This is a genomic window from Lacrimispora sphenoides, from assembly GCF_900105215.1.
Taxonomy (GTDB): domain Bacteria; phylum Bacillota; class Clostridia; order Lachnospirales; family Lachnospiraceae; genus Lacrimispora; species Lacrimispora sphenoides_A.
The window spans coordinates 2231895-2254009 of the sequence record NZ_FOIP01000001.1 but is presented as its reverse complement, the minus strand read 5'-3'; the positions used below and the strand labels follow the sequence as shown (position 1 = coordinate 2254009).

Here is a 22115-nt window from a genome sequence, read left to right as displayed (position 1 = left end):
TTTATAATTCATCCCTTTTTTCTCCTCTGCTTAAATATTTCTTTATAGCCCGAAGCTGTCCCATATAGCCGCTGCACCGGCATAAGTTCCCGGCAAGATACTCTTTTATCCCCTCTTCATCAAGGACCTCTTCCATCTCCATTGCCAGCACGTTCATTATAAGCCCAGGGCTGCAGAAACCGCACTGCTCTGCTCCCTCTTCCGCCAGATATGCTCCAAACGCCTTCGCTTCCTTTTCCACGCCTTCTAAGGTCACTACCTCACAGCCATTTGCCCTGGCAGCTAATAATGAGCAGGACAGCCTTGATTTTCCATTGACCAGCACCGTACAAAGCCCGCAGTTTTCTGTTTCACATCCACATTTTACGCTGTAGCAGCCCTTCCTTCTAAGAAGCTGGAATAAGGTGGTATCATCTGCGATTTCCTCATACGACATTTTTCCATTCAGTGTAAATTCGATCTCCATTTACCGTTCCTCCTGATCCAGCGCTTCTATAAGCCTTTTTATATATATTTCAGCCAAATGCTTCCGATAAGCCCCGCTTCCCCTCATGTTGGTACCGTAGGTAAAGCCTTCTGATGCTATTTTTGCAAGTTCTTCCTTAAGACAATCCTGGTTTTCATCAAGCACAACCAGCTCCGCCTTTGCCGGCCTTGCTCCGACCGAGACATAGAGCTTTCCAGCCTTTCTGGCCGCACAGCAGGCAATCACAGGAAAATCTGTCTTTGATATGCGCTGGGAAGCATAGGCTGCTTTTCTTCCATCCTTTTTTATATGGATACGGACCAGGATATCCCTGTCGCTCTTCACCCGGCAAAATTCTTCCAAAGGAACCAGGCCTCCCTTGTATAGCTCCACATAAGTATCAAGGGCCAGAAGGCAGGTAATGATATCAGAAAATCCAAACCGGCCGAACACGCTTCCTCCTATGGTCGCTCCGTTGCGGAACTGGACTCCGACAATCGAACGGGTGCACTCTTTAAAAACACCGTTAAAGCATGCGTTCAGTCCTTCATGGGTTTCCAGCTGGCGCAGGGTACACATGGCACCGATAGTAAACTCGTCTTCCCTTTCCTCAATCCCATCAAGCCCCAGTCCGGATAAGTCCACCAGAGTCATCCGCACCCGGCTTTGTACCTTCAGCCACATCATGCCTCCTCCTATGACACTGCTCTTCTTCTGATTCAGCGCAAAGGCCTCCTCCAGGTTTTCTGCTTTAACATAATTTTTAAATCGAATCATTCGAACTGTCCTCCTGGCTCCCAAGCTTTCATCGTTGTCTGCTGGCCGTTTTTCCCTTACCTATCAGTAAAACATCATTCTATTTATTAATTTTGCTTATAAATATTGTATTATATATTAGAAAAACCGAAAAGAGTATATCATACTCCTTCCGGTTTTGACAATGGCTTTCAGGGTTTTTTATTAATTTCGTCAAAATTCGACAATAGATTCTCCTATCAAGGCATAAACATATTCAGGACTGGCTTCAAGGCACTTGGAAAATCCTTCCACCGTTTCAGAAAAACTGATTCCATGAGCCTTAAGTTTTCCCATATCCATAGTTAAGTTTCTGGGATTGTCCCCGGCCACTGTTTCATCCGGGATCACAAAATTCTCCCTATTCCCGTTTTTATCAAGCATCTGAAAGACTCCGCTTCCTATTTCATAAGCGGAAAGAGTACTTTCACTGCCAAAATTATAAATTCCGCCAGGCAGGTCCATGGCCGGCTCTATATATTTCACAACTTCCTGTACCCAGGTAATGCCGCGATAATCGGAAACTGAAAGCCTTATGGGGCGGTTCTGCACCATGGAACTTAACAGATTGGTAAGTAGGTTTGAGTTGCTTTTAAGGCCTCGGACAGGGAAATCATACATCCATGAAAGTCGAAGACAGATTCCCTCAGGCAAAATCTCCAGAATCTCATCCTCCGCCTGCTTTTTATGGGCTCCGTAAACATTGATAAGAGGAACCTCATCCGTCTCTTTATTCGGTCCTTTTTGTCTGCTGCCCCCATAAATCTGATCCGAGCTCATAAAGAGTAGCCTGCTGCCATTTTCCCTGCATGCTTTGGCCATGTTAACGGACCCCCTTAAGTTCACCGCCTCAGAAAGCAACCGGTTCTCCTCACATACCCTGGTGTTTGATATTGCAGCGCAATGGATCACTACATCAGGATTATGATCCTTTATATATTCCCCTACCGCCTCTTCATCCGTAATATCTAAGTTCCTGTGACCCACACGGATCACATCATAATTTCTTTCATAATATGCAGCAATTCTTCCTCCAAGGAAGCCCCCGGATCCTGTGATCATGATTTTTTTCTTCATCCTTATCCCTCCCTTTTTTAACAGTATATCACATCTACCTCCCGGCTCCAACAGCCTGTATGATCTATAAACAGAAAAAGCCCCGGCCGGCTTATCAGCCGGACAGGACTTTTTCTATATATAACAATTGCTGGAATGCAGCTTATTTCTCTGTAGTTTTTTTGGATTCCTGTGGTCTTAAAAAGATGCAGGCAAGAACACTTACGATACAGACTGCAGCCACTGGCTCCGCAAAGATAAAACGGAGAGCAGCAGGGAAGTTTTCCTTCACAGAATCGGCTAAATTACCCACGCCAAAGCCAAGACCGAGCGTAATGGCAAGGATCAGGCTGTTTATGTCATCTAAGCCTTCTTTTAATACCATCTTAACACCATTTAAGAAAATCATGGCGAAAACAGTGATTACCGCACCGCCCATAACGCAGTTAGGCATTGCATTGAAAATCGCGCCGATTTTAGGGAACAGGCCTGCAATGATCAGAACTATGGCGCCGATCGCAATACAGAACCGGTTAATAACCTTAGTCATTGCAATGATACCCACGTTCTGGCCGAATGCTGTGTTTGGAAGAACATTGAAGACACCTGCAAATGCACAGCTTACAGCATCAGATATAATTCCGCCGGAAATCTCTTCTGCAGTAGCTTCGCGTCCAAAAGCGGAAATGGTGATACCATTTGCATTTCCCATGGTCTCAAGACCTGCAACCACGTATACCGCAAAGAACGGGAAAATGATGTCGGAACGGAACAGCGGCTTGATCATAAATGGCATCGGAACGCTGAACCATGCTGCATTGGTAACAGTATCAAAATTCACCATTCCTGAAAAAGCAGCCACGATATAGCCGACGATGATACCAATTAAAATAGCAGTTGCCTTTAACATACCGGTTGCAAAACGGTTAAGGAGAACAATGACCAGCAGCACGATGCCGCCAACCAGCCAGTACTTTCCTGCACCGATATCCTTTGCGCCTGCACCGCCTACAAAGTAAGTAGCCCCCGTCGTAAGCAGCTTAATACCAATGGTAATAAGAACTGCACCAACTACCAGCGGCGGGAAAAATCTTTTCAGCGGCTTTAAGAAAATACCCATGATCAGCTCGATCAAGCTTCCTGCGATTACACCACCCAATACGTAACCCATAGCTTCAACCGGAGCGACCTGTTCTGCCAGCAGCTTTGCCCCAAGCCCCTGCATGGTTGGTACGAATGCAAATGCTGTTCCCATAACGATGGGAAGGCGTGCTCCTACCTGAATGATTCCCAATTTCAGCGGATAAAGCTGAAGAAGGGTAGCAAGTCCGGATACAAACATGGCGCACTGAATCATCATAATCCGTAATTCCGGAGGAAATGGTGCATCCTGTGTGCTCATAGCGCCGGTCAGGATAAAGATTGGAGCCAGATTACCAACAAACATTGCCATAACATGCTGAAGACCAAGAGGAACCGCAACTTTTAACGGCGGTCTGCCATCTAGTTGGTAAATAAGATCATATTGCTTTGAATTATCCATTACTACACCTCCATATATAGTTGACAGCGAATTTTGTGCTGTTTTGACGAAAAAGAGAATAACACAAAAAATTTTTTTGGTCAACAAAAAAACTTTTTGTTTAACGGAAATATAACACAGGCCTTCCTAAGAAAAAATTGCCATAATAATTCAGCTGATTCTGACCACAATATAGATGTAATAATCAATCAAGGAGGTTTACCCATGTTAGTAAACGGAAAGAACGAATGTATCCAATGCTCCATCGATAATTGCGCTTATCATGCAAAAAGCGAAGATTATTGCACGCTGGAGAAAATTAAGGTAGGAACTCATGAACAGAATCCTACAAAGAAGGAATGTACTGACTGCGAATCTTTCAAGAACCAGGCATAACAGCAAAATTTAATTTCCTCCTAAAAAAACTGCGCGGCTTTTTTGCCGCGCAGTTTTTCATAATATGAGTAATAAATTTACATCCTTATTTCACCAGCTGTTCTTCCAGATTATCGTATTTTGAACTTAAGACAATGACATCAATACGTCTGTTTTGGGCTCTTCCTTCCGGTGTACTATTGTCTGCCACAGGTTTAAACTCTCCATAACCTACAGCAATCAGCTTGTCTGGCGAAAAATTACATTTATTTATGAAAATTTTTACAACATTGACAGCTCTTGCCGTAGATAATTCCCAGTTAGAAGGATAGTTGCTGTGTTTGATAGGAACGTTATCGGTATGGCCCTCAACACGTATATAATTATCAATCGTATTCAAAATGCCTGCTACTTCAACCAAAGTATCCTCACTTTGCTTCTTAATTTCCGCACTCCCAGAGTCAAAGAATATGGCATTATTCAGTCTGATTACAAGACCGCGCATATCAATCATGGTTGATACCGATTGATCCATACCATGATTATGCAGTTTTGTGTCGAGCTCGGTCTTTATATTTTCCAGCTTTTTGAGCTCATACTCTCCCAAAAAGCTCTCCAGCTCGCTTTGAGTTTCAATATTTAACGGACCGCCTGCCGGTGCTCCGGTTCCACCGGAACCAGTTCCCGATGCCACTCCGGCAGCATAGTTCTTATCCATCATAGATCCCGCAAACTGTTCGGAAATCTGCTGTGCTTTTTCCGAATCGATCTTACTGACAGCAAAAAGTACAATAAAAACTGCCAGCAGCAGAGTCATTAAATCCGAATATGGCAGAAGCCATGCTTCGCCTGCTTCTTCTTCCTGGTGTACATGCTCTCTCTCTTTTGACATACGTAATCACCTTACCCCTTTTTGCCCTGATCAGATGCCAGGTCCTGCTCAGATAATTTTTTCTGCTTGGATTTTGGAAGAGCGGCAAGTAACTTTTCCCTGAGTATAAAGGGGGAATCACCATGCTGCATGGAGAGTACACCTTTTATAATAATTTCTTTCGCCATTACTTCCTGCTGGCTTTTTACTTTAAGCTTTTTTGCAAATGGGTTCCATAACACGTAGCCGGTGAAAATACCAAGAATCGTAGCAATAAACGCCGCAGCAATTGCTTCGGCCATTCGCTCTGTATCGTTAATTGATGACATCGCAGCGATCAAACCAAATACTGCACCCAAAACACCAAGAGTAGGAGCATATGTACCTGCCGATGAAAAAATACTGGCATTAATTTCATGTCTCTTTTCCATTGCAGCAATTTCCGTTTCCAAAATCTCTTCGATCAGTTCTTCCCCTGCACCGTCAACAAGCAAACGAATTCCCTTTTTTAAAAAAGGGTCTTGAAGCTCTTCTGCCTTGGCTTCCAGGGACAAAAGCCCCTCTGAGCGGGCTTGTTTTGATAGGTTATACATTAATTCAATCATTTCGGATTCAGAGGATCCTTTTTGTTTTGTAAAAAGAACTCTGAACAGCGATCCGATGGATTTAATATTCTGCCCTGGAAATGAATTCAAAATTGTGGCGACAGTTCCGACAATAATAACAAAAAAAGCTGCTGGGTTCATAAGGACTGAAAATTCAATGTGCTTAAAAATCATAGCGCCGACAACGGCGACAACGCCTACTATAACTCCCAGGATGGTGGTTATTTCCATAGTTTCTCCTTTGTGTAATCCGAATTAGTAGTAATTCTATTTATTAGGCAGAGCAGGACCAATACGCTCAACCCGTTATAGTATAATATATTTGTTACTGATGGAGTATTAAATAATTGTTAAGAATACGAAAAGGCTGCCATGATAGAGTTCTTATCAGATACTGAGCTAAATTTCTTGCACAAAATCCGATATAAATTCTCACATGACAGCCTCTTTTTTATATTTCTTTATTCATACAGCGGATATTTATCACAGATCTTTGTTACTTCACCTCTAATGTAATCAGCTTTACTATCAAAATCCGTAGCTGCCAACCAGATGCACTCTGCGATTTTTTCCATATCCTCTTCCTTTAAACCTCTTGAGGTAACAGCCGGAGTTCCCACGCGGACACCGGAAGTCACAAATGGGCTTCTTGGATCATTTGGCACTGCATTTTTGTTCAGAGTAATATAAACCTCATCACAGCGGTTCTGCAGTTCCTTTCCGGTTACTTCCATTCCTCTTAAGTCGATCAGCATCAGATGATTATCTGTACCGCCTGTCAGGATGTTGAATCCCTGCTTGATCAGGGCAGCAGCCAGAGCCTTTGCGTTTTTTACCACCTGCTCCTGATAGGTCTTAAACTCAGGCTTTAAGGCTTCCCCAAAGCAGACGGCCTTACCGGCGATTACATGCTCCAAAGGACCTCCCTGTGTTCCGGGGAAAATAGCCTTATTGAAGTTAAATTTATCCGCAGCTTCCTGGTTTGCTAAAATCATTCCGCCTCTCGGTCCACGGAGAGTCTTATGAGTGGTCGTTGTCACTACGTCTGCATAAGGGATCGGACTCTCATGAACTCCTGCCGCAACAAGACCTGCAATATGTGCCATATCTACCATAAGATAAGCGCCCGCCTTGTCAGCAGCCTCCCGGAATCTCTTAAAATCAATGGCTCTTCCGTAGGCACTGGCACCTGCAACAATTAATTTCGGTTTGTGTAAAATGGCAAGCCTTTCCATCTCATCATAATCAAGAAAGCCCTCATCATCTACGCCGTAAGGGATAATATTAAAATACATACCGGAAAAATTAACAGGGCTCCCATGGGTTAAGTGACCGCCATGGTTTAAATTCATGCCCATGACCGTATCCCCTGGCTGCAGCATGGCAAGAAAAACTGCCATGTTGGCCTGAGCCCCGGAATGAGGCTGGACGTTGGCGTAATCACAGCCAAATATCTTTTTTGCACGCTCTATGGCAATGGTCTCAACAATATCCACATCCTCGCAGCCGCCATAATAACGCTTTCCCGGATAACCTTCTGCATACTTATTAGTAAGCACTGTTCCCATTGCCATCATAACCGGTTCTGAAACAATATTTTCCGATGCAATCAATTCCAGATTTCTTCTCTGTCTTGCGCACTCCTTTTCAATGGCTTCTCCCACTTCTTTGTCATAGCCGGTGATAAATTTCATAACCTCATTTACCATGTCCATTCCCTCGCCTTTCCTTATGTTTATATAATCACCACAGTTTCATATTAGAAAACTGAGGCTGAATATTACACTTCCTGTCACAAGTTTAATTCATAGTGAATCTTTTTGCAAGGTATTTCATCCATACTTTCTCTACTATAGACTCTTTGGAATCTTATAATTCCTTATTACAATCTGCAGATTCTTATTCCCGTTATATTCATTTACAGCAGGATAATAGATTACATCTAAGACCCGGCTGTCTCCCAGCTCTTCTAAAAAAGAATCTCCGTCAGCAAACAGCATGGCATCCATTGGCGTCCCCTGGTCCGTGGCAAGAGAAAACTTCACCACATTTCTGTTTTTCCCCAAAACACGGACACTTCGGATATAAAGACCCTTTTGGGCAAACAAAGGCTTCTCATTACCCTGACCAAATGGTTCTAAGAGCTCCAGTTCTTCGATTAAAGGCTCATCTATGTACTCCAGAGGCATGGGAACATCGATCCATACCTTTCGTATGAAATCCTCTTCCGTCAGCCTTGCCTGTTCATTTAGGCATTTCCTGAATTCATCCACATGCTCTTTGGGAAGGGATAGGCCGGCTGCCATCGGATGACCGCCGAATTTTAATAGCAGATCCTTCACCTCAACCAGGGCATCAAACATATGGTAAGTCTCAATGGAACGGCCGGAGCCTTTGACAGACTCCTCCCCATCCGTCAGGACAAAAGCAGGTTTCTGGAAATACTCCCGCAGCCGTCCGGCAATGATCCCTGCCAGGGATTCATGACACTCCGGTAAATACACCACCAGAACTTTATCCTCTCCATAAAGAGCTTCCACCTGTTCCACTGCTTCGATGGTCCCTTGTTTTGTCATGGTCTTTCGCTGGTCATTTAACGCTTTTAATTCCAGAGCCATTCGATCTGCCTCTTCTTCCTCCCGGCAAAGAAGCAGGGATAAGGCCAGCTTGGCCGTCTGGAGGCGGCCTCCCGCATTTAGGCAGGGTCCGATTACAAACCCGATCTGATAGGCAGTGATCTGATCCTTGTCCAGATCGTTCCTCTCAATAAGCTTTAAAAGTCCCAGGCTCTTTGTCTGTCCGATCCGTTTAAGCCCTTCCTTAACAATGATCCGGTTCTCATCCTGAAGCTTCATCACATCGCCCACGGTTGCGATGGCAGCGAACTCCACCAACTCAAGCCACTTCTCCAGAGGCACATGAAATTCCTCATAAAGAGCCTGAACCAGCTTATAGGCCACCAATCCTCCGCAAATATCAGGAAAAGGATACTGGCACTCCTCCTGTTTTGGGTTTACCACCGCATCTGCGGGAGGCAGAATCTCCTTGCCGTCCTCCTTCATAATATCATGGTGGTCCGTGATAAGAACCGTAAGTCCCAGCTCCTTTGCAAGCCTGATCTGCCCCACTGCGGCGATTCCGTTGTCACAGGTGAGTATGGTATCAATGCCATCTGCTGCCGCTGCCCGGATAATGGATTCATTGATTCCATAGCCATCCTTTAACCGGTCCGGGATCTCATAATCCACCACAGCTCCCACCTGAGACAGAGCCTGGTACAAAAGATAAGTGGAGCAAACTCCGTCAATATCATAATCCCCTACGATCCTTATAGGCCTTAACTGCTCAGTCTTTTCCTTAAGGATCGCCACGGTCCGGTCCATATCCTTAAGAAGATGAGGGCTATATAGATCCTTTAACCCGCCGTACAAGTATTTCTCCACCGCTTCATGCCCCATCACATTCCGGTTTCTTATGATTCTCGCAGTCACCGGGGTGATGCGGTAGCATCTTGCCATTTCTTCAAAATCAGCCCTTTTTGTCTGAAGCATCCATTTCTCTTCTGCCATTTTTCGTTATCTCCCTGCAAACGGCTCTTTTGGCCAGTTCTTCCTTTTCGTTTTCTGCTGGTAAGTCTCCTGTTACCCCTTCCTTTCGCTTTTTCGCCGCATCAAGCCGGCTCATTAAGCTGGTAATAGAATAGAGGATGGGCGCAAAATCACCGCGGTAAGCATGCTCACAGGTGGATTTTACTTCAAAATTCTCACTTCCAATCTCCTGGAACAGATATTTCTCATCATCGATAATGTGCTTAAGCCGCTTAATCAGCTGGTTGACGGAATTGGTCAAAACTCCGATTTCGTCTTTGGAACGGTATGGAAGATATACCTCCAGATCTCCGTTGGCAACTCTTCCGGTCCCTTCTACAAGGGCTTTCACTGGTTTATCAATGGCAATTATTATATAAATGATCAGGAGAGAAATAATCCCGCTGACCAGGCAGATGGTTATGATTTTTATTTTTGTAAGCTGATTATATAGATTATCGCCTTGAATACTGGCCGCCTCAGACCCTTTGCGGTTAAAATCCGCCACCTTTAAAAGTCCGTTACTGGCATCATCAAATAACTGTCTGGAATCCCCTATGATCATATCAAATGCTTCCTGTGTGTGGTTCTGGCGGCTTATGACAAGCAGACGGCCGCTGTACTCCAGGTACTTATTCCATTCCTCTTCCGCCTTTTCTATGAGCTTCCGGTCCGATTCATTGGTGATATAAAGCTCATAATCCGTGAAACCACGGGCGATATCTTCCCGGATCTGAGCCATTTCTCCCTCCAGCCGGTCCATATCCCTGCTGTCGCCGGTGATAACGTGGTTATATTCCTTAATGCGGTAGTCTGATGTTCTGGTATTCAGTTCCTCGGCAATGATGATGGCCGGTACCCAGGACTGGGAAATTTCAGTACTTGCTTCGTTGATCTGCCTGGCTGTTATTATAGAATCCGATCCCATAAAAATAAGTCCTGCTATACTGATTCCGCCTAAAAGCAGGAGCTTTGTTTTAATTTTAATATTTTTGATAAATTTCACCTTCATAACGCCTTAGTTCTCTCCTCCTTAACCGGTAATCCGGTAACTCTCTTTCCACAATCTCCCAAAATGCATTGGAATGGTTCATTTGAATGCGGTGTGCCAGTTCATGCACCACCACATAATCGGCCAGTTCTTCCGGAAGAAGCACAAGCCTCCAGTTAAAATTTAAATTCCCCCTGGCGCTGCAGCTTCCCCACCGGGTCGCCTGATCCCGTATTGCAATTTTCCCATAGTCCACATTCATGATTGCAGACCAGGTGGCTGCTTTTGCCTCTAAATATCCTCTGGCTTCCCGCCTGTACCAAAGCTTCACCGCCTCTTTAACCGCTGCTTCCTGCTCTTTCTCCTCATAGGACGCAACCGGACCGGAAACCACCAGCTCCTCCTTTGTATCCTGTACACAAAAAGCTTTTTTCTTATGATCTGACTTAATATGAAGGAGCCGGCACTTTCCGTAAAGAAGCACAGATGCCCCTTCCGTCCAATGAAAATCCGTCCTTTTCTCTGACGCTATTCGGATCTTTTCCACCTGTGCAAAGACCCATTCACTGTTCTTCTGTGCCAGCTCATGCCCTGCCTTAAAGGGAAGGCGCCTGGGAAGCCTGACGAAAACCTCTCCCGCTTTCGTGACCTGCAGGGCCATGGTACGCCTGTCTGATTTTATGATCCTGTAAGAACATTCGCTTCCATCAACAAAGGAAATCACACCTGTTTCCCCTCTGCTGTCAGGATTTTTTGCTTCCATATATCTGATTCCCAACCCTTTTTCTTCCTCTTTTCTCTTTCCTCTGCTTAAACTCGTATTCCCAATTATAGCGAATAAATGGAAAAGAAACAATACATAACTGAAAGGTCTGAAATGCAAAACAAGGGAACCCGGCAGGCAGGTTCCCTTATAACTGTCTTCCTACATATCATTCTTATTCCTTATGTTAAAAAACCGTCAGAGATTTCTTCCAGTCTTTCCTGATCCACAATCCGGTACCCCTTATCCTTTTTTAGTATTCCGTCATCACAAAATTTTTTCATGACAAAGAGTACGTGACGGTAGCTGATATTCATATACTCCGAAACCTCCGTATGAGATATGGTGTATTTCCCGTTCTGCTGATATTTAAGTATAAAGGAAGCAAGTCTCTTTTCCAATGAATAATTTAAGTATTCACTCAGCCGGTAACTCCTAACCATCAGCTTATTGGAAATAGAGGACGCAAAATAAAAGGATACTTCTGCTTTCTCTTTGCAGATCTGCCTTAACCGATCCAGTTCAAATTCCAGACAGATCACATCCTCTATTACTTTATTTTCTTTGATATAATCTTCCTGGCGGAATATGGAAAGTTCCCCCAGCCAGTCGCCCTTTCCTGCAAAATCAAGAATGGAACGGCGTCCGTTCTCATGGTCAATATAGATTTTCACCATTCCCGAAAGAATCAGATAGCAATGGGTGATCCTCTCATCCACATGAAAGATATTCCTCCCCGCCGGAAAATGCTTTTCCTCCCCGGCCGCCGCAAGGCTGTCTGGTATTTCATACATATTGTTTTTTTCCATATATCTCCATCAACCTTTATTCCCAATATGATAATTCTCATAGTCATCAGTCTGTATTTATGGTATCATATTCCCGAGGTGAAAACAATGAGCAGAAAAAAAATAAACGACCTGGCCATAACCATTATATCCTTTTTGTTTTTTGGCTTCGGGATATCGCTGCAGCTAAAGGCAGCTATCGGGCAAAGCGTCTTAAACGCATTGGCAGTAACATTATCTTACTCCATTCAAATGAAGGTTGGAACCATACTCAATGGGATCAATACGCTGTTCTTCCTATCCTATTTACTTTTAAGACGTTCCCGTTTAAACTATAAGGATGGGATACAGATTATTGCAACCATTGCAAACGGATACATCATCAACCTGTTTCTGTATCACTTACTTTCTAATTTTACCGTGGAAAGCTATTTTAACAGAGTGATCCTTTATTTAATCGGCATTATAATTGCTTCCATCAGCCTGGGGGCCGTTCTTGCAATCGGAATCGTAAAATTCCCTCTGGAAAGTATGTGCCTTATCATTAGTGAAGCATATAAAAAGAAGTTCACCGCTGTCCGTATGAGCTTTGATGTGATATTCTTAATTCTCACTTTATGCCTGACCTTATTTTCACATACCCCTATGCAAATAAGGGAAGGAACCGTTATCAGCATTCTTCTCCTGGCACCGCTGCTGGGGATCTGTTTTGACTTTTTTAAGAAACATTTAACTATGGAGGAAAAAATACATGTATCAGATTTATTTACTTGATATTGACAATACCCTGCTGGATTTTGACGCTGCTGAAGAGCAGGGCTTTATAAAGATGATCCAATCCTATGATTTGGAATTTAAGGATGAAATGCTGTCCCAATATAAAAAGATGAACCGTCATTTATGGGACTTATTAGAGCAGGGAAAGATAGGAAGAGAAGAACTTCTTAATACCCGCTTTCATGAATTCTTCCGCCTTTATGACATGGAAATTAACGGAGAAGAGGCGGAAGGGCGTTACCGTGGGCATCTTGGAAACAACTCCGATTTAATCCCTGGCGCCAAGGAAACCCTGATCGAGTTAAACGAGAGGGGGAAACATTTATACACCGCATCAAACGGTGTTTATTCCACCCAGATCCAGCGTCTTAAAAATGCCGGCATCTTTCATCTTTTCGAAGGAATGTTCATATCAGAAAAAGTGGGTTATGAAAAACCATCCCTTCATTTTTTCCAGCACTGTTTTAAAAATATTCCGAACTTTGAAAAAGACAAAACCATCATGGTAGGAGACAGCATATCCTCTGACATTCAGGGTGCAGTGAATGCAAATATTGATTCCTGTCTTTTTAGCAGCTCCCCAGAGCCCCTGTCACCAACCGCAACTCATACCATTCACCATATAACCGAATTGTTAAACTTTTAACTTCTACTATTCCATCATTGCCCGGCAGCTCCCGCTGCCGGGCTTTCTGGTCAATCAGGTATTCCCAATCCGAGCCCCCGCTTGATGGGGTTAAATCCCTTTCATGAACTTTGACGGCGATTTCAAGGTGTACTTCTTAAATACCGCACAAAAATGCTTATAATCCGTAAATCCCGTTGCATCGGATACCTCGCCGATCCGGTATTGCCCGGTATTTAACAGAACAATGGCCTGGGAAATCCGGTACTTGTTTAAAAAGTCCAGGAAGGTCTGTCCGGTCACCTCTTTAAACTTCCGGCTTAAATAGCTGGCGCTGACTCCCAGCTTATCTGATATGGATTCCACGCTCAGCTTGTCTCCATATCCTGACTTGATCTCCTGGATTGCCTTTGAGACATATTTGTTTTCTGAAAGGTCCAGCTGTATATAGTATTCCAGGTTCATGATCCCCGCGTCTGATTCCGCCTGCTCCATCACATACTCCACCTGGCGGCTGTTTGCGATTTCCTCTCCCAGCCTTTTCATAAGGACCGCAAGCTTTTCTTCATCCACCGGCTTTAACAGGTATTCACTGACCCCGGCGGATATGGCCCTTCTTGCATATTCAAATTCCGCATAGCTTGTCAGAAGGATGCTTTTAAACTTCACGCTCTTAGAGGCTTCCTTTATCATCTCGATCCCATCCATAAACGGCATGCAGATATCTGCAACGACTACATCAGGCTTATGCTCAAGGATCTTTAAAAGCCCCTCCTGTCCATTTGCCGCCTCTGCCACCACCACGCAGTCCATGCCCATCCAATCCGTGGTATAGATCAGTCCCTTGCGGATAATATCCTCATCTTCCGCTATCATCACCCGTAACATTATACTTCCTCCCTTTGTGCCGGAAGGGTCACCACCAGTGTTGTGCCAAGCCCTTCTGCACTGCGTATCTCCACTCCATAAGGCCTTCCGTAAAGGATCCTGCACCGTCTGTGAATATTATAAAGCCCGGAATGCCGTTTGTTATTTTCTTCCTGCTCCAATAAGGCCTGAATGTCACTTAAAACCCCTGGAGTCATTCCAATCCCGTCATCCCTGCAGATCATGATCAGCCGGTCTTCGTGAATATAGGCCTTAAGCTCCACCCTTAAATTTTCCTGGTTGCCAAAACCGTATTTGACTGAATTTTCGATCATGGGCTGCAGCACCAGCCTGGGAATCCGGCAGGATAGTACCTCTTCTTCCACGTCAATCACATAGGAAAACCGGCGGTTAAACCGGTATTTTAAGATCGTCAGATAATTCTCCAGGTGCTCTAAATCCTCTTCCAGGGTGACCTCCGTCCTGCTGCCATCCAGGCTGTAACGCAGCAGGTTAGACAGGCTGAACACCATCTTCCCGGCTGTCTCCGGCTGGATAATGCACATATACCGGATATTTTCCAGAGTATTAAACAGAAAATGCGGATTAAACTGGGATTCCAGCTGCTTATTCTGAGAAGCTGCCACCAGCTCCGTCATCTTTCTGTTATTCTCCATCTGCAGCTTTAAGCTGGCAATGGTTTCCCGGTAAGCATCTGCTATGATCCGAAATTCATTTTCACTTTCTATCTCTATGGAAGCGTCTAAATTCCCATCTCTGGCTTTTTCCATGACATGAAGGAGGAGGTAAAAATCCCTGGTCTTCCGTTCCGTCACCTTCTTCGTGCTGATCAGTACCCATATGGTCATCAGCACAAGAGCCGTAATAATAAGAGCACTGCTAAGCCCCAGGGAAAACACGATATTCTGGATATCTGTTACAGAATAGACTAAAAACATGTTATGGTATGCCGGATGAACGGATACGAGAAACATCTTCTTTTCATAAGGCAGATACCTGCCTGCCGTCTCAAGCACCTTTAACACCTGGCTGCTGCTGCTCACAAGATAATAATTGCTGCTTAAATAAACCCAGCCAAACCGGTCTGCAATGATGGTTTGGCTTTCTGACCGGTCAAGCGCCGGCTTAAACTGGCTGCTGTTAATGGTGAAGATTAAGTATCCCGCCTTTTTATCTCCCCGCATTACTGCCATGCCCATGGCAATATCCCGGTCCTGGCCTTTCCAGGCTTCCATTAAGCGTACTCTGGTTTCCCCCGGATTCTCATCCATGGCTCCGAACAATCCCCAGCGGATATCCTCCCTGTCTGATAAGTAATCCGGGATATCCTTTCTTGTGGATAACAGCACCCGCTTCTCACCGTCAAAGACATATAGATCAGCCTTATATCCCAACTGGTCGGACATCCCGTAAAATTGCTCAAACACGGCCATCCGTCCGGCTGCACCGGAATCCCTGTCAAAAAGCAGGTCAGAATCCGAAAGCACATCAAGCTTCTCCTCATACCCTGTAAGAACCTTTTCCAGTTCCTCCGCCACGAAAGCATTGTGGGACTCATTCCCACTTTTTTTCCCATAGAGCAGGACCGCAAGAAAAACCAGGGTACAGATCAGGGTAAAGCCTACTGCCGGAATGATGGCATATCCCATGATCAGGCGGCGCAGCTCATCTTTGAAATATCGTCCCTTTTTCATCCTCCCTCCCTATTCTAATCCAGGGTGCTTTGAAAAACCTCTGAAAAGCGTCTCAGCCATTCCATTTTGTTCTCCTTTACCACGCTTTCCTCGTCATAAATGATGTGGATCGCCTGTTTATCCAGCAGATACTCCGGTTCATTTACATCCGTCCTTACGGAACGCCTTCCAAGACTTTCAGAAATAACCGTCTGGGCATCCTTACCCGTTACAAAATCCACAAACTGCTTTGCTGACTCCATGTGATCGGAACCCTTGATGATGCATACTACATCCGGTTTGGATATAACACCCTCCTTCATATACACCACACTGACCGGATATCCGGAAGCAATGTAGTGAGCTGCCCCCTCTTCAAAGGTAAGTCCTACCGTATAGCGCCCCTCGGCCACTCCCTGATATACTTCAGAGGAGCTTTGAAGAAGCTTTCCATCCAGGTTTTTACAAAATGCTTCCACATAATCCCAGCCAGCCTCCGGTTCTCCTCCTCCCATGGCATAAAGCATATTGATCAGATGCTCAAACGCCGAGGATGAGGTAGAAGGATCGCACATGGCAATCTTTCCGAAAAGCTCAGGCTTAAGAAGGTCCCCATACCCTTCTATGGCAATATCTCCAGCAAGATTGGTATTCACCATGAGAAGGCTTGGAACATCAGTAAACCGGGTCATGTTTCCTTCCTTATTTCCGTAATCTTCCTGGATCATGGATTCATTTTTGCTGATATAAGGCTCAAACAGCTCACTTTTAGCCATGGTGGTAGACAGGGAGCCCCCCCAGAAGATATCACATCTGGGTTCCTTCCTGTCCTCCACCATGTTTAACAGTTCTCCCGTCCCTCCCGTGCATACCTCCACCTTAATCCCTGTCTGTTCCTCAAATTCCGATACAATGGGATTAATAAATTCCAGCGGATGAGGACAGTACACCACCAGTTCCTCATCCTTATGAAACTCTGCGGGCACCATCCGGGTACTGCGGTCGCAGCCTGCCAGACAGCCAATGCACAGAAGGGCCGCAGCACATAAGGTCCAGCCTCTCATCGTCCCTGTTTCCTGCCCTTCAAACTTATTATTATTATTCTAACACAGTGCTACAGGATGTAAACACCCTTTGGATCAAAATCCAGATAAGCTTTTTCACCCACTTCATAGATTCTACGGTTGACCGGGTTATAATCCGTAATCTGGATTTCCATATCCCCCACCATGATCTGATAGTACTGATAAGACCCCATGAAGGTGGATAAGGTGACCAGTCCCTCTAAGATACCTTGCTCCGACAGGATCGCTCCCTCCGGCCGTATCACCAAAGTCGCCTCATCTCCGGAATGGGCCCCTGCAAAATTGTTTACCTGGAATTCTTTCCCTGCCACAGAAATCATGGCTTTTTCTCCTTCTTCCGATAAAACCTTTGCCTTTAAGAAGTTGGCTTCTCCGATAAAATCAGCCACAAATCTGGAAGCGGGATGATAATAGATCTCCCTTGGGGTTCCAATCTGTTCCACCTTGCCTTTGCTCATGATGATGATCTTATCAGAAATACTCATGGCCTCGGACTGGTCGTGGGTCACATAGATTGCCGTAATCCCGACCTTCTGCTGTATCTTTCGGATCTCAGTCCTCATGGTCACCCTCAGCTTTGCATCTAAGTTGCTTAAAGGCTCATCAAAGAGCAGGACTCCCGGTTCTATGACCAGGGCTCTGGCTAATGCCACACGCTGCTGCTGCCCGCCGGAGAGCTGGTTTGTCATGCGGGTCTCCATCCCTTCCATTTCCACCAGCTTTAGTATATTCATGACCCGTTCCCTGATCTCTTCCTTTGGAACCTTCCGGATCTTAAGACCGTATGCCACGTTGTCAAACACGTTGTAATGAGGCAGAAGGGCATAGCTCTGAAACACCATGGCCGTATCCCTTTTATTGGGAGTCAAATGGTTGATTGCCTCTCCTCCCAGATAAATTTCCCCTTCATCCGGGCTTTCAAAGCCCGCGATCATACGAAGTGTAGTCGTCTTGCCGCAGCCTGACGGTCCCAACAGGGTAACAAAGGATCCCGGCTCAATATCCAGAGAGGTATCCTTTACTGCATAAAACTCCTTACCTGTCTTTGGATCTATGTATATTTTTGAAATGCGTTCTAACCGAACGCCTTTTTTCTGTTTTTCCATGTTATATTCCTCCTGTTTCTTCTTTCCTGCCCACGTTTTTTGGCATAAAGATATACCCTCAGGGTGTTAAAACTTAATCCTGTACTTCTTTCACGGCTCTGCTGACACCGAAGAACTTCATCATAGCATTCATAATGAGAACCGCACCATAAGTAATGAGAATCAATACGGTTGCATAAGCACAGGCCACACCGTAATTTCCCTTTTCCGCCTGCTCATTGATCTGGCAGGTGATTAACAGAAAATCTGGCGTCACCAGCAGGATAATGGCGGAAATGGCGGTAATGCTGCGAACAAAAGCCGTTACCAGACCGCTGAAAAAAGAATCCTTAATAAGAGGGAGAGTCACGGACATAAATACCCTGGCAGAATTGGCTCCCATGTCATAAGCAGATTCTTCTATGGATTTATCAATCTGGCGCAGGGCAGATATCCCGCTTCTGGTACCGGTGGGAAGGCTCCGGACGATAAATACAATGATCAGAATAAGCCCTGTCCCATAAAGGCCGCTCATAATTCCGGAGCGGAACAATCCGTTTGCATAGCCCCTGATATATCCAATACCAAGGACCGTTCCCGGAACAGCCATGGCCAGCATGGAAACAAACTCAATAAAGCCCTTTGCCTTAAACCTCTTCTTAACCACAAGATAAGAAATGACCATGGAAAGAAATGCCGTGAGAGGTGCAGCGATTAAGGACAGCACAAAGGAGTCCTTAAATGCCTTGATTCCGCTGGTTTTAAACATATATTGAAACCACTTAAGGCTTAGGCTGTAGTCCCTTCCCCAGAGAGTAAACAGGGCGCCAAAGGGAACCATAATGTACATCAGCAGGACAAAAGCCGCAACAATGCCGCAGAAACAGGTAAGCGGAACAGTCACACTCTTATCCTCAATAAGCATTCTCATGCGGGAAGCCTTTCCCGTTAAAGTAGCTGCTGTTTTCTTTTCCAGATAATACTTCTGTATCAGGAACAGCACAACTGTCAGGGACAACAGAACAACTGACATGGCTGCCGCACCCGTGGAGTCATAAGCTCCTGTCACCTGTAAGTAAATGGTGGTAGCCAAAGTATCATAAGACCCGCCGATCAGCATGGGATTTGCAAAATCCGCCACAGACTCGATAAAGGTCACCAGAAACGCATTGCCAAGTCCCGGAAGCAAAAGGGGAAACGTAACACTGGAAAACACCTTCCACCTGGTGGCCCCCATATCCCTGGTGGCCTCCTCCAGAGAAGGATCGATATTTTTTAAAAGCCCCTTTAGCATTAAGTAGCATACCGGAAAAAAGGTCAGAGTCTGGACAATGGCAATTCCCTTAAGCCCATAGACATTAGAATCATATATGTGAAGCAGGGACCTACTGATCAGGCCGCTCCTTCCAAAAAGCATGATCATGGACAAAGACAGAACAAATGGCGGGGATACCACCGGAAGCATGGAAACAAGCCCAAAGAGCTTTCCCAAAACCTTAGTTTTCAGCTTCACATACACCTCTACATAAGCAAACAGCAATCCGATGGCTGTAGAAGCGGTCCCCGTGATAAATCCAAGAACAAGGGTATTTTTAAATGCATTCTGGAACCGTTCCAGATTTAAAACCCTCCGAAACACTTGAAGTGTAACAGAGCCCTCCGCATAAAAGCTGTCTATCAACAGCATAAACAGAGGATAAAGAATAAACAGCGCAAGAAAAATAAGCAAAACTGTAATCATGCTGACCAAAATCGGGTCAGAAAAGAATTTTTTGCGCTCCAGCCGGTTACTCTGCAAGCTGGCCATAATAGTCCCCCTTTCGTCATTCCAGGCAGGAGTCCTGACTCCAATGATGTAAAAATGCTGCGTAATGGCCTTTTACGCATTACGCAGCATGTTCCTTCCTACAGCCGGACGTTTATTTCCTGCCTCAGTCTCCTTACTGTGTCAGGAAACGGTCAGCATCTGCCTTGTCCGAAGAGCTTCCCAAGGCTTCAAAGAAATCTTCCACATATTTCGCACTGTTTTCTTTTGCATCTTCAAAATCATAATTAATTGTATTATTCATATCCAGGCCAAAGCGTACAGCCTCTTCCGGCTGTGTTGCGTTCTTTAAAACCAGGAACTGATAAGCACCGTTTTCCTTTGCAAGATCCACGCACTCTGGTGACAGAGCATATTCGATCCACAGCTTCGCTGCATTTGGATGAGCAGCGCCCTCAAAGATCGCAGTTGCTCCTACCTCAAAGGAGGTTCCGTCCTCAGGAACAATCAGCTGAATGTTATCATATCCCTGAAGAATCTGATAAATTCCGTCATGAAGGAAACCGACTCCAATGACACATTCCCCAGGTCCAACCATCTTAGATGGGCCGGAACCAGATTTTGTATACTGTGCAATGTTCTTGTCCAGCTTTTTAAAATACTCCATAGCAGCATCATGGCCCTTCATCTGTACCATGGTATTGATCACCAGCTTAGCCGTACCTGCTGTATTTGGATTGGAAAGCATGATAAGTCCCTTATACTCTTCTTTTGTCAGATCATCCCAGGTTTTGGGAGCCTCTAACCCAAGTCTGTTTAATTCTTCCGTGTTCACCATGAAGCCCAGAATCCCCTTATAAATACCATACCAGCTATTCGTAGGATCCTTATACTGGTCTCCTATAAGATTCTTGGCATTCATCGCATCATAAGGCATTAAAATCCCAGCTGCAACCGCTTCATTATAGGGGTCAGTCGTTCCGCCGAACCATACATCAGCAGAAGGCTTTCCTCCCTCCTCAGAAACCTTGGTATAAACCTCTGAGGTTGAAAGTCTCTGGAACTTTGTCTTAATGCCATAGGTCTTTTCAAAATACTGGCATACCGCAGCCAAATGCTCTTCTTCGCAGGATCCATACACAGTTAATTCCCCTTCAGCCTGGGCTGCCTTGATCAGTTCTGTTAAATCTCCATCTTCCCCTGAATCTTTTTTCTCTTCCCCTGCAGCAGCCGTTGTTCCTTCAGCTGTCGACTGCGTCTCCGCTGCTGTCTCTGCCTTTGTAGCTGCTGCCTCCTGTTTGGAACCGCATGCGGTCAGACTGAGAGCCGCTGTTAGCGCCAGCAAAAATGCCGTTCTTTTTTTCATAATAGATATCCCTCCGTTTTTTTCTGTTACCTTATAATAACAAAAAAACCCAAAAGCAGATACCGAAAAATCAGTAATAATGTCGTGATTCTTGAACTTATCCCAACCTTTTTTAGTAAAAATACACACTGATTCTTTATTTTAAAAATCTTCCCTCCAATGCTAAAAACTGATCCAGGATCATACGGCTGACCCTGGCCCCGAACACGGTGGCCGGGTGGGCCGGATAATACATGGCATCAGAAAATTCCTTGTGGAACATGATGATAGCATAAGGCCCATAGGGAGTAAACACCAGGCCGCCGTCATTTCTGCAGGCATCCATGCTTCCGCTTTTAGAAGCAACGGAAATCAGGATATCATCCGTATTGTCACTGTCCATGTAAAATGGAGGAAAGTCCTTAGTGATCATGCTGTTATAATGCTGCTTTTTTAAGATATCCAGCATCTTTTCATCTGCCCCTGGACTAATAAGCTCCCCCTTTGCCAGACGGATAAAAATGCTTGCATAATCTTCCGGTGTACTGGTCCCAAGCCTGTCGTACTGCTCAAAGTGAATGGGATTGTGCAGCACCGTATCCTTACAGCCAAGGGCTTTGATGCATTGGTTAATTCTTTCCAGCCCCAGATAGTCTATCATCATATTGGTTGCAATATTATCACTTACAATGATCATAAGGGTCGCTGCATCCTTTACCCTGAGCATTGCTCCCGGCTCCAGATCCGGAAGTACACCGCTTCCGTCCACCACATGTTCTTCCTTATACTCGATCATATCCTCAAGGCTTTTGTTTCCCTTTTCCACCTCATCAAACAGACATGCCAGTATATAGGTCTTTATGGTGCTTGCTGTCTCAAATGCCTCATCAGCGTGAATGGCAATTACATTACCATGGAAGTCATCCAGATAAATCCCCATTTTCCCGTCATAGCTCATGATCTCCGCTTCAATTCTTTTTTCTAATGTCAGTCTGGAATCCATTTTATCCGACCTTTCTCTTAACTTATTTAAAAAATGAATCTGCAGGACAG

The 22115-nt window shown here is 44.9% G+C and carries 21 protein-coding genes; 3 read left to right on the top strand and 18 right to left on the bottom strand.

Annotation, left to right across the window (positions count from 1 at the left end):
• Window position 1: 1 nt before the first annotated feature.
• The 4 genes from BMW45_RS10275 to BMW45_RS10260 all read right to left on the bottom strand — a co-directional run bounded on the left by BMW45_RS10275 (window position 2) and on the right by BMW45_RS10260 (window position 3860).
• Window positions 2-466, bottom strand: coding sequence for a (2Fe-2S)-binding protein (locus BMW45_RS10275; RefSeq protein WP_092243000.1), 465 nt, complete (start codon window positions 464-466; stop codon window positions 2-4).
• Window positions 467-1243, bottom strand: coding sequence for an FAD binding domain-containing protein (locus BMW45_RS10270; protein WP_092242997.1), 777 nt, complete (start codon window positions 1241-1243; stop codon window positions 467-469).
• 192 nt (window positions 1244-1435) lie between these two features.
• Window positions 1436-2338 (bottom strand): SDR family oxidoreductase, encoded by a 903-nt coding sequence (locus BMW45_RS10265; protein WP_092242994.1) that lies wholly within the window; start codon window positions 2336-2338, stop codon window positions 1436-1438.
• A gap of 142 nt (window positions 2339-2480) precedes the next feature.
• Complete coding sequence (locus BMW45_RS10260) at window positions 2481-3860, bottom strand: uracil-xanthine permease family protein (RefSeq protein ID WP_092242991.1); 1380 nt, start codon at window positions 3858-3860, stop codon at window positions 2481-2483.
• 204 nt (window positions 3861-4064) lie between these two features.
• On the opposite strand from BMW45_RS10260, the gene BMW45_RS10255 reads away from it, so the two are divergent.
• Complete coding sequence (locus BMW45_RS10255; protein ID WP_084719464.1) at window positions 4065-4235, top strand: DUF1540 domain-containing protein; 171 nt, start codon at window positions 4065-4067, stop codon at window positions 4233-4235.
• 85 nt (window positions 4236-4320) lie between these two features.
• Here BMW45_RS10255 and BMW45_RS10250 read toward each other — a convergent pair whose 3' ends face one another.
• The 7 genes from BMW45_RS10250 to BMW45_RS10220 all read right to left on the bottom strand — a co-directional run bounded on the left by BMW45_RS10250 (window position 4321) and on the right by BMW45_RS10220 (window position 11840).
• Window positions 4321-5106: an OmpA/MotB family protein gene (locus tag BMW45_RS10250; RefSeq protein ID WP_092242988.1), complete on the bottom strand. Its 786-nt coding sequence runs from the start codon at window positions 5104-5106 to the stop codon at window positions 4321-4323.
• An 11-nt stretch (window positions 5107-5117) separates the two neighbouring features.
• Entirely contained in the window at window positions 5118-5921 is an 804-nt protein-coding gene (motA, locus tag BMW45_RS10245; protein ID WP_025229936.1) for a flagellar motor stator protein MotA, read from the bottom strand.
• Between the two features lie 230 nt (window positions 5922-6151).
• Window positions 6152-7399: a serine hydroxymethyltransferase gene (gene glyA, locus BMW45_RS10240; protein ID WP_025229937.1), complete on the bottom strand. Its 1248-nt coding sequence runs from the start codon at window positions 7397-7399 to the stop codon at window positions 6152-6154.
• Between the two features lie 141 nt (window positions 7400-7540).
• A complete protein-coding gene (gene recJ, locus BMW45_RS10235) occupies window positions 7541-9259 on the bottom strand; it encodes a single-stranded-DNA-specific exonuclease RecJ (protein ID WP_092242985.1) in 1719 nt (572 codons plus the stop codon).
• A complete protein-coding gene (locus BMW45_RS10230; protein ID WP_092242983.1) occupies window positions 9219-10289 on the bottom strand; it encodes an MCP four helix bundle domain-containing protein in 1071 nt (356 codons plus the stop codon). Before BMW45_RS10230 ends, recJ begins: the two co-directional genes overlap by 41 nt.
• Window positions 10261-11046, bottom strand: a complete 786-nt coding sequence (locus BMW45_RS10225) for a M48 family metallopeptidase (protein ID WP_242882979.1) — start codon at window positions 11044-11046, stop codon at window positions 10261-10263. The genes BMW45_RS10230 and BMW45_RS10225 overlap by 29 nt, the downstream gene beginning before the upstream one ends.
• Before the next feature lie 167 nt (window positions 11047-11213).
• On the bottom strand, window positions 11214-11840 hold the full coding sequence (locus BMW45_RS10220) for a cyclic nucleotide-binding domain-containing protein (protein ID WP_242882977.1): 627 nt from the start codon (window positions 11838-11840) through the stop codon (window positions 11214-11216).
• A gap of 87 nt (window positions 11841-11927) precedes the next feature.
• Here BMW45_RS10220 and BMW45_RS10215 point away from each other — a divergent pair, with 87 nt between their 5' ends.
• Window positions 11928-12593 (top strand): YczE/YyaS/YitT family protein, encoded by a 666-nt coding sequence (locus BMW45_RS10215; RefSeq protein WP_092242980.1) that lies wholly within the window; start codon window positions 11928-11930, stop codon window positions 12591-12593.
• Window positions 12571-13242 (top strand): YjjG family noncanonical pyrimidine nucleotidase, encoded by a 672-nt coding sequence (locus tag BMW45_RS10210; protein WP_092242977.1) that lies wholly within the window; start codon window positions 12571-12573, stop codon window positions 13240-13242. Before BMW45_RS10215 ends, BMW45_RS10210 begins: the two co-directional genes overlap by 23 nt.
• A gap of 90 nt (window positions 13243-13332) precedes the next feature.
• Here BMW45_RS10210 and BMW45_RS10205 read toward each other — a convergent pair whose 3' ends face one another.
• From BMW45_RS10205 to BMW45_RS10175, 7 genes are all read right to left on the bottom strand, one after another.
• Entirely contained in the window at window positions 13333-14109 is a 777-nt protein-coding gene (locus BMW45_RS10205; RefSeq protein WP_025229944.1) for a response regulator transcription factor, read from the bottom strand.
• Window positions 14109-15803, bottom strand: a complete 1695-nt coding sequence (locus BMW45_RS10200) for a sensor histidine kinase (protein WP_092242974.1) — start codon at window positions 15801-15803, stop codon at window positions 14109-14111. Before BMW45_RS10200 ends, BMW45_RS10205 begins: the two co-directional genes overlap by 1 nt.
• A 14-nt stretch (window positions 15804-15817) precedes the next feature.
• On the bottom strand, window positions 15818-16846 hold the full coding sequence (locus BMW45_RS10195; protein ID WP_092242971.1) for an ABC transporter substrate-binding protein: 1029 nt from the start codon (window positions 16844-16846) through the stop codon (window positions 15818-15820).
• A 50-nt stretch (window positions 16847-16896) separates the two neighbouring features.
• A complete protein-coding gene (locus tag BMW45_RS10190; RefSeq protein WP_092242969.1) occupies window positions 16897-17973 on the bottom strand; it encodes an ABC transporter ATP-binding protein in 1077 nt (358 codons plus the stop codon).
• Between the two features lie 73 nt (window positions 17974-18046).
• The gene (locus BMW45_RS10185) at window positions 18047-19759 is read right to left on the bottom strand and encodes an ABC transporter permease (protein ID WP_092242966.1); all 1713 of its coding nucleotides are present in this window, start codon (window positions 19757-19759) and stop codon (window positions 18047-18049) included.
• 133 nt (window positions 19760-19892) lie between these two features.
• Window positions 19893-21083 (bottom strand): ABC transporter substrate-binding protein, encoded by a 1191-nt coding sequence (locus BMW45_RS10180; RefSeq protein ID WP_092246343.1) that lies wholly within the window; start codon window positions 21081-21083, stop codon window positions 19893-19895.
• Between the two features lie 136 nt (window positions 21084-21219).
• Window positions 21220-22065: a serine hydrolase gene (locus BMW45_RS10175; RefSeq protein WP_092242964.1), complete on the bottom strand. Its 846-nt coding sequence runs from the start codon at window positions 22063-22065 to the stop codon at window positions 21220-21222.
• Window positions 22066-22115 lie beyond the last annotated feature (50 nt).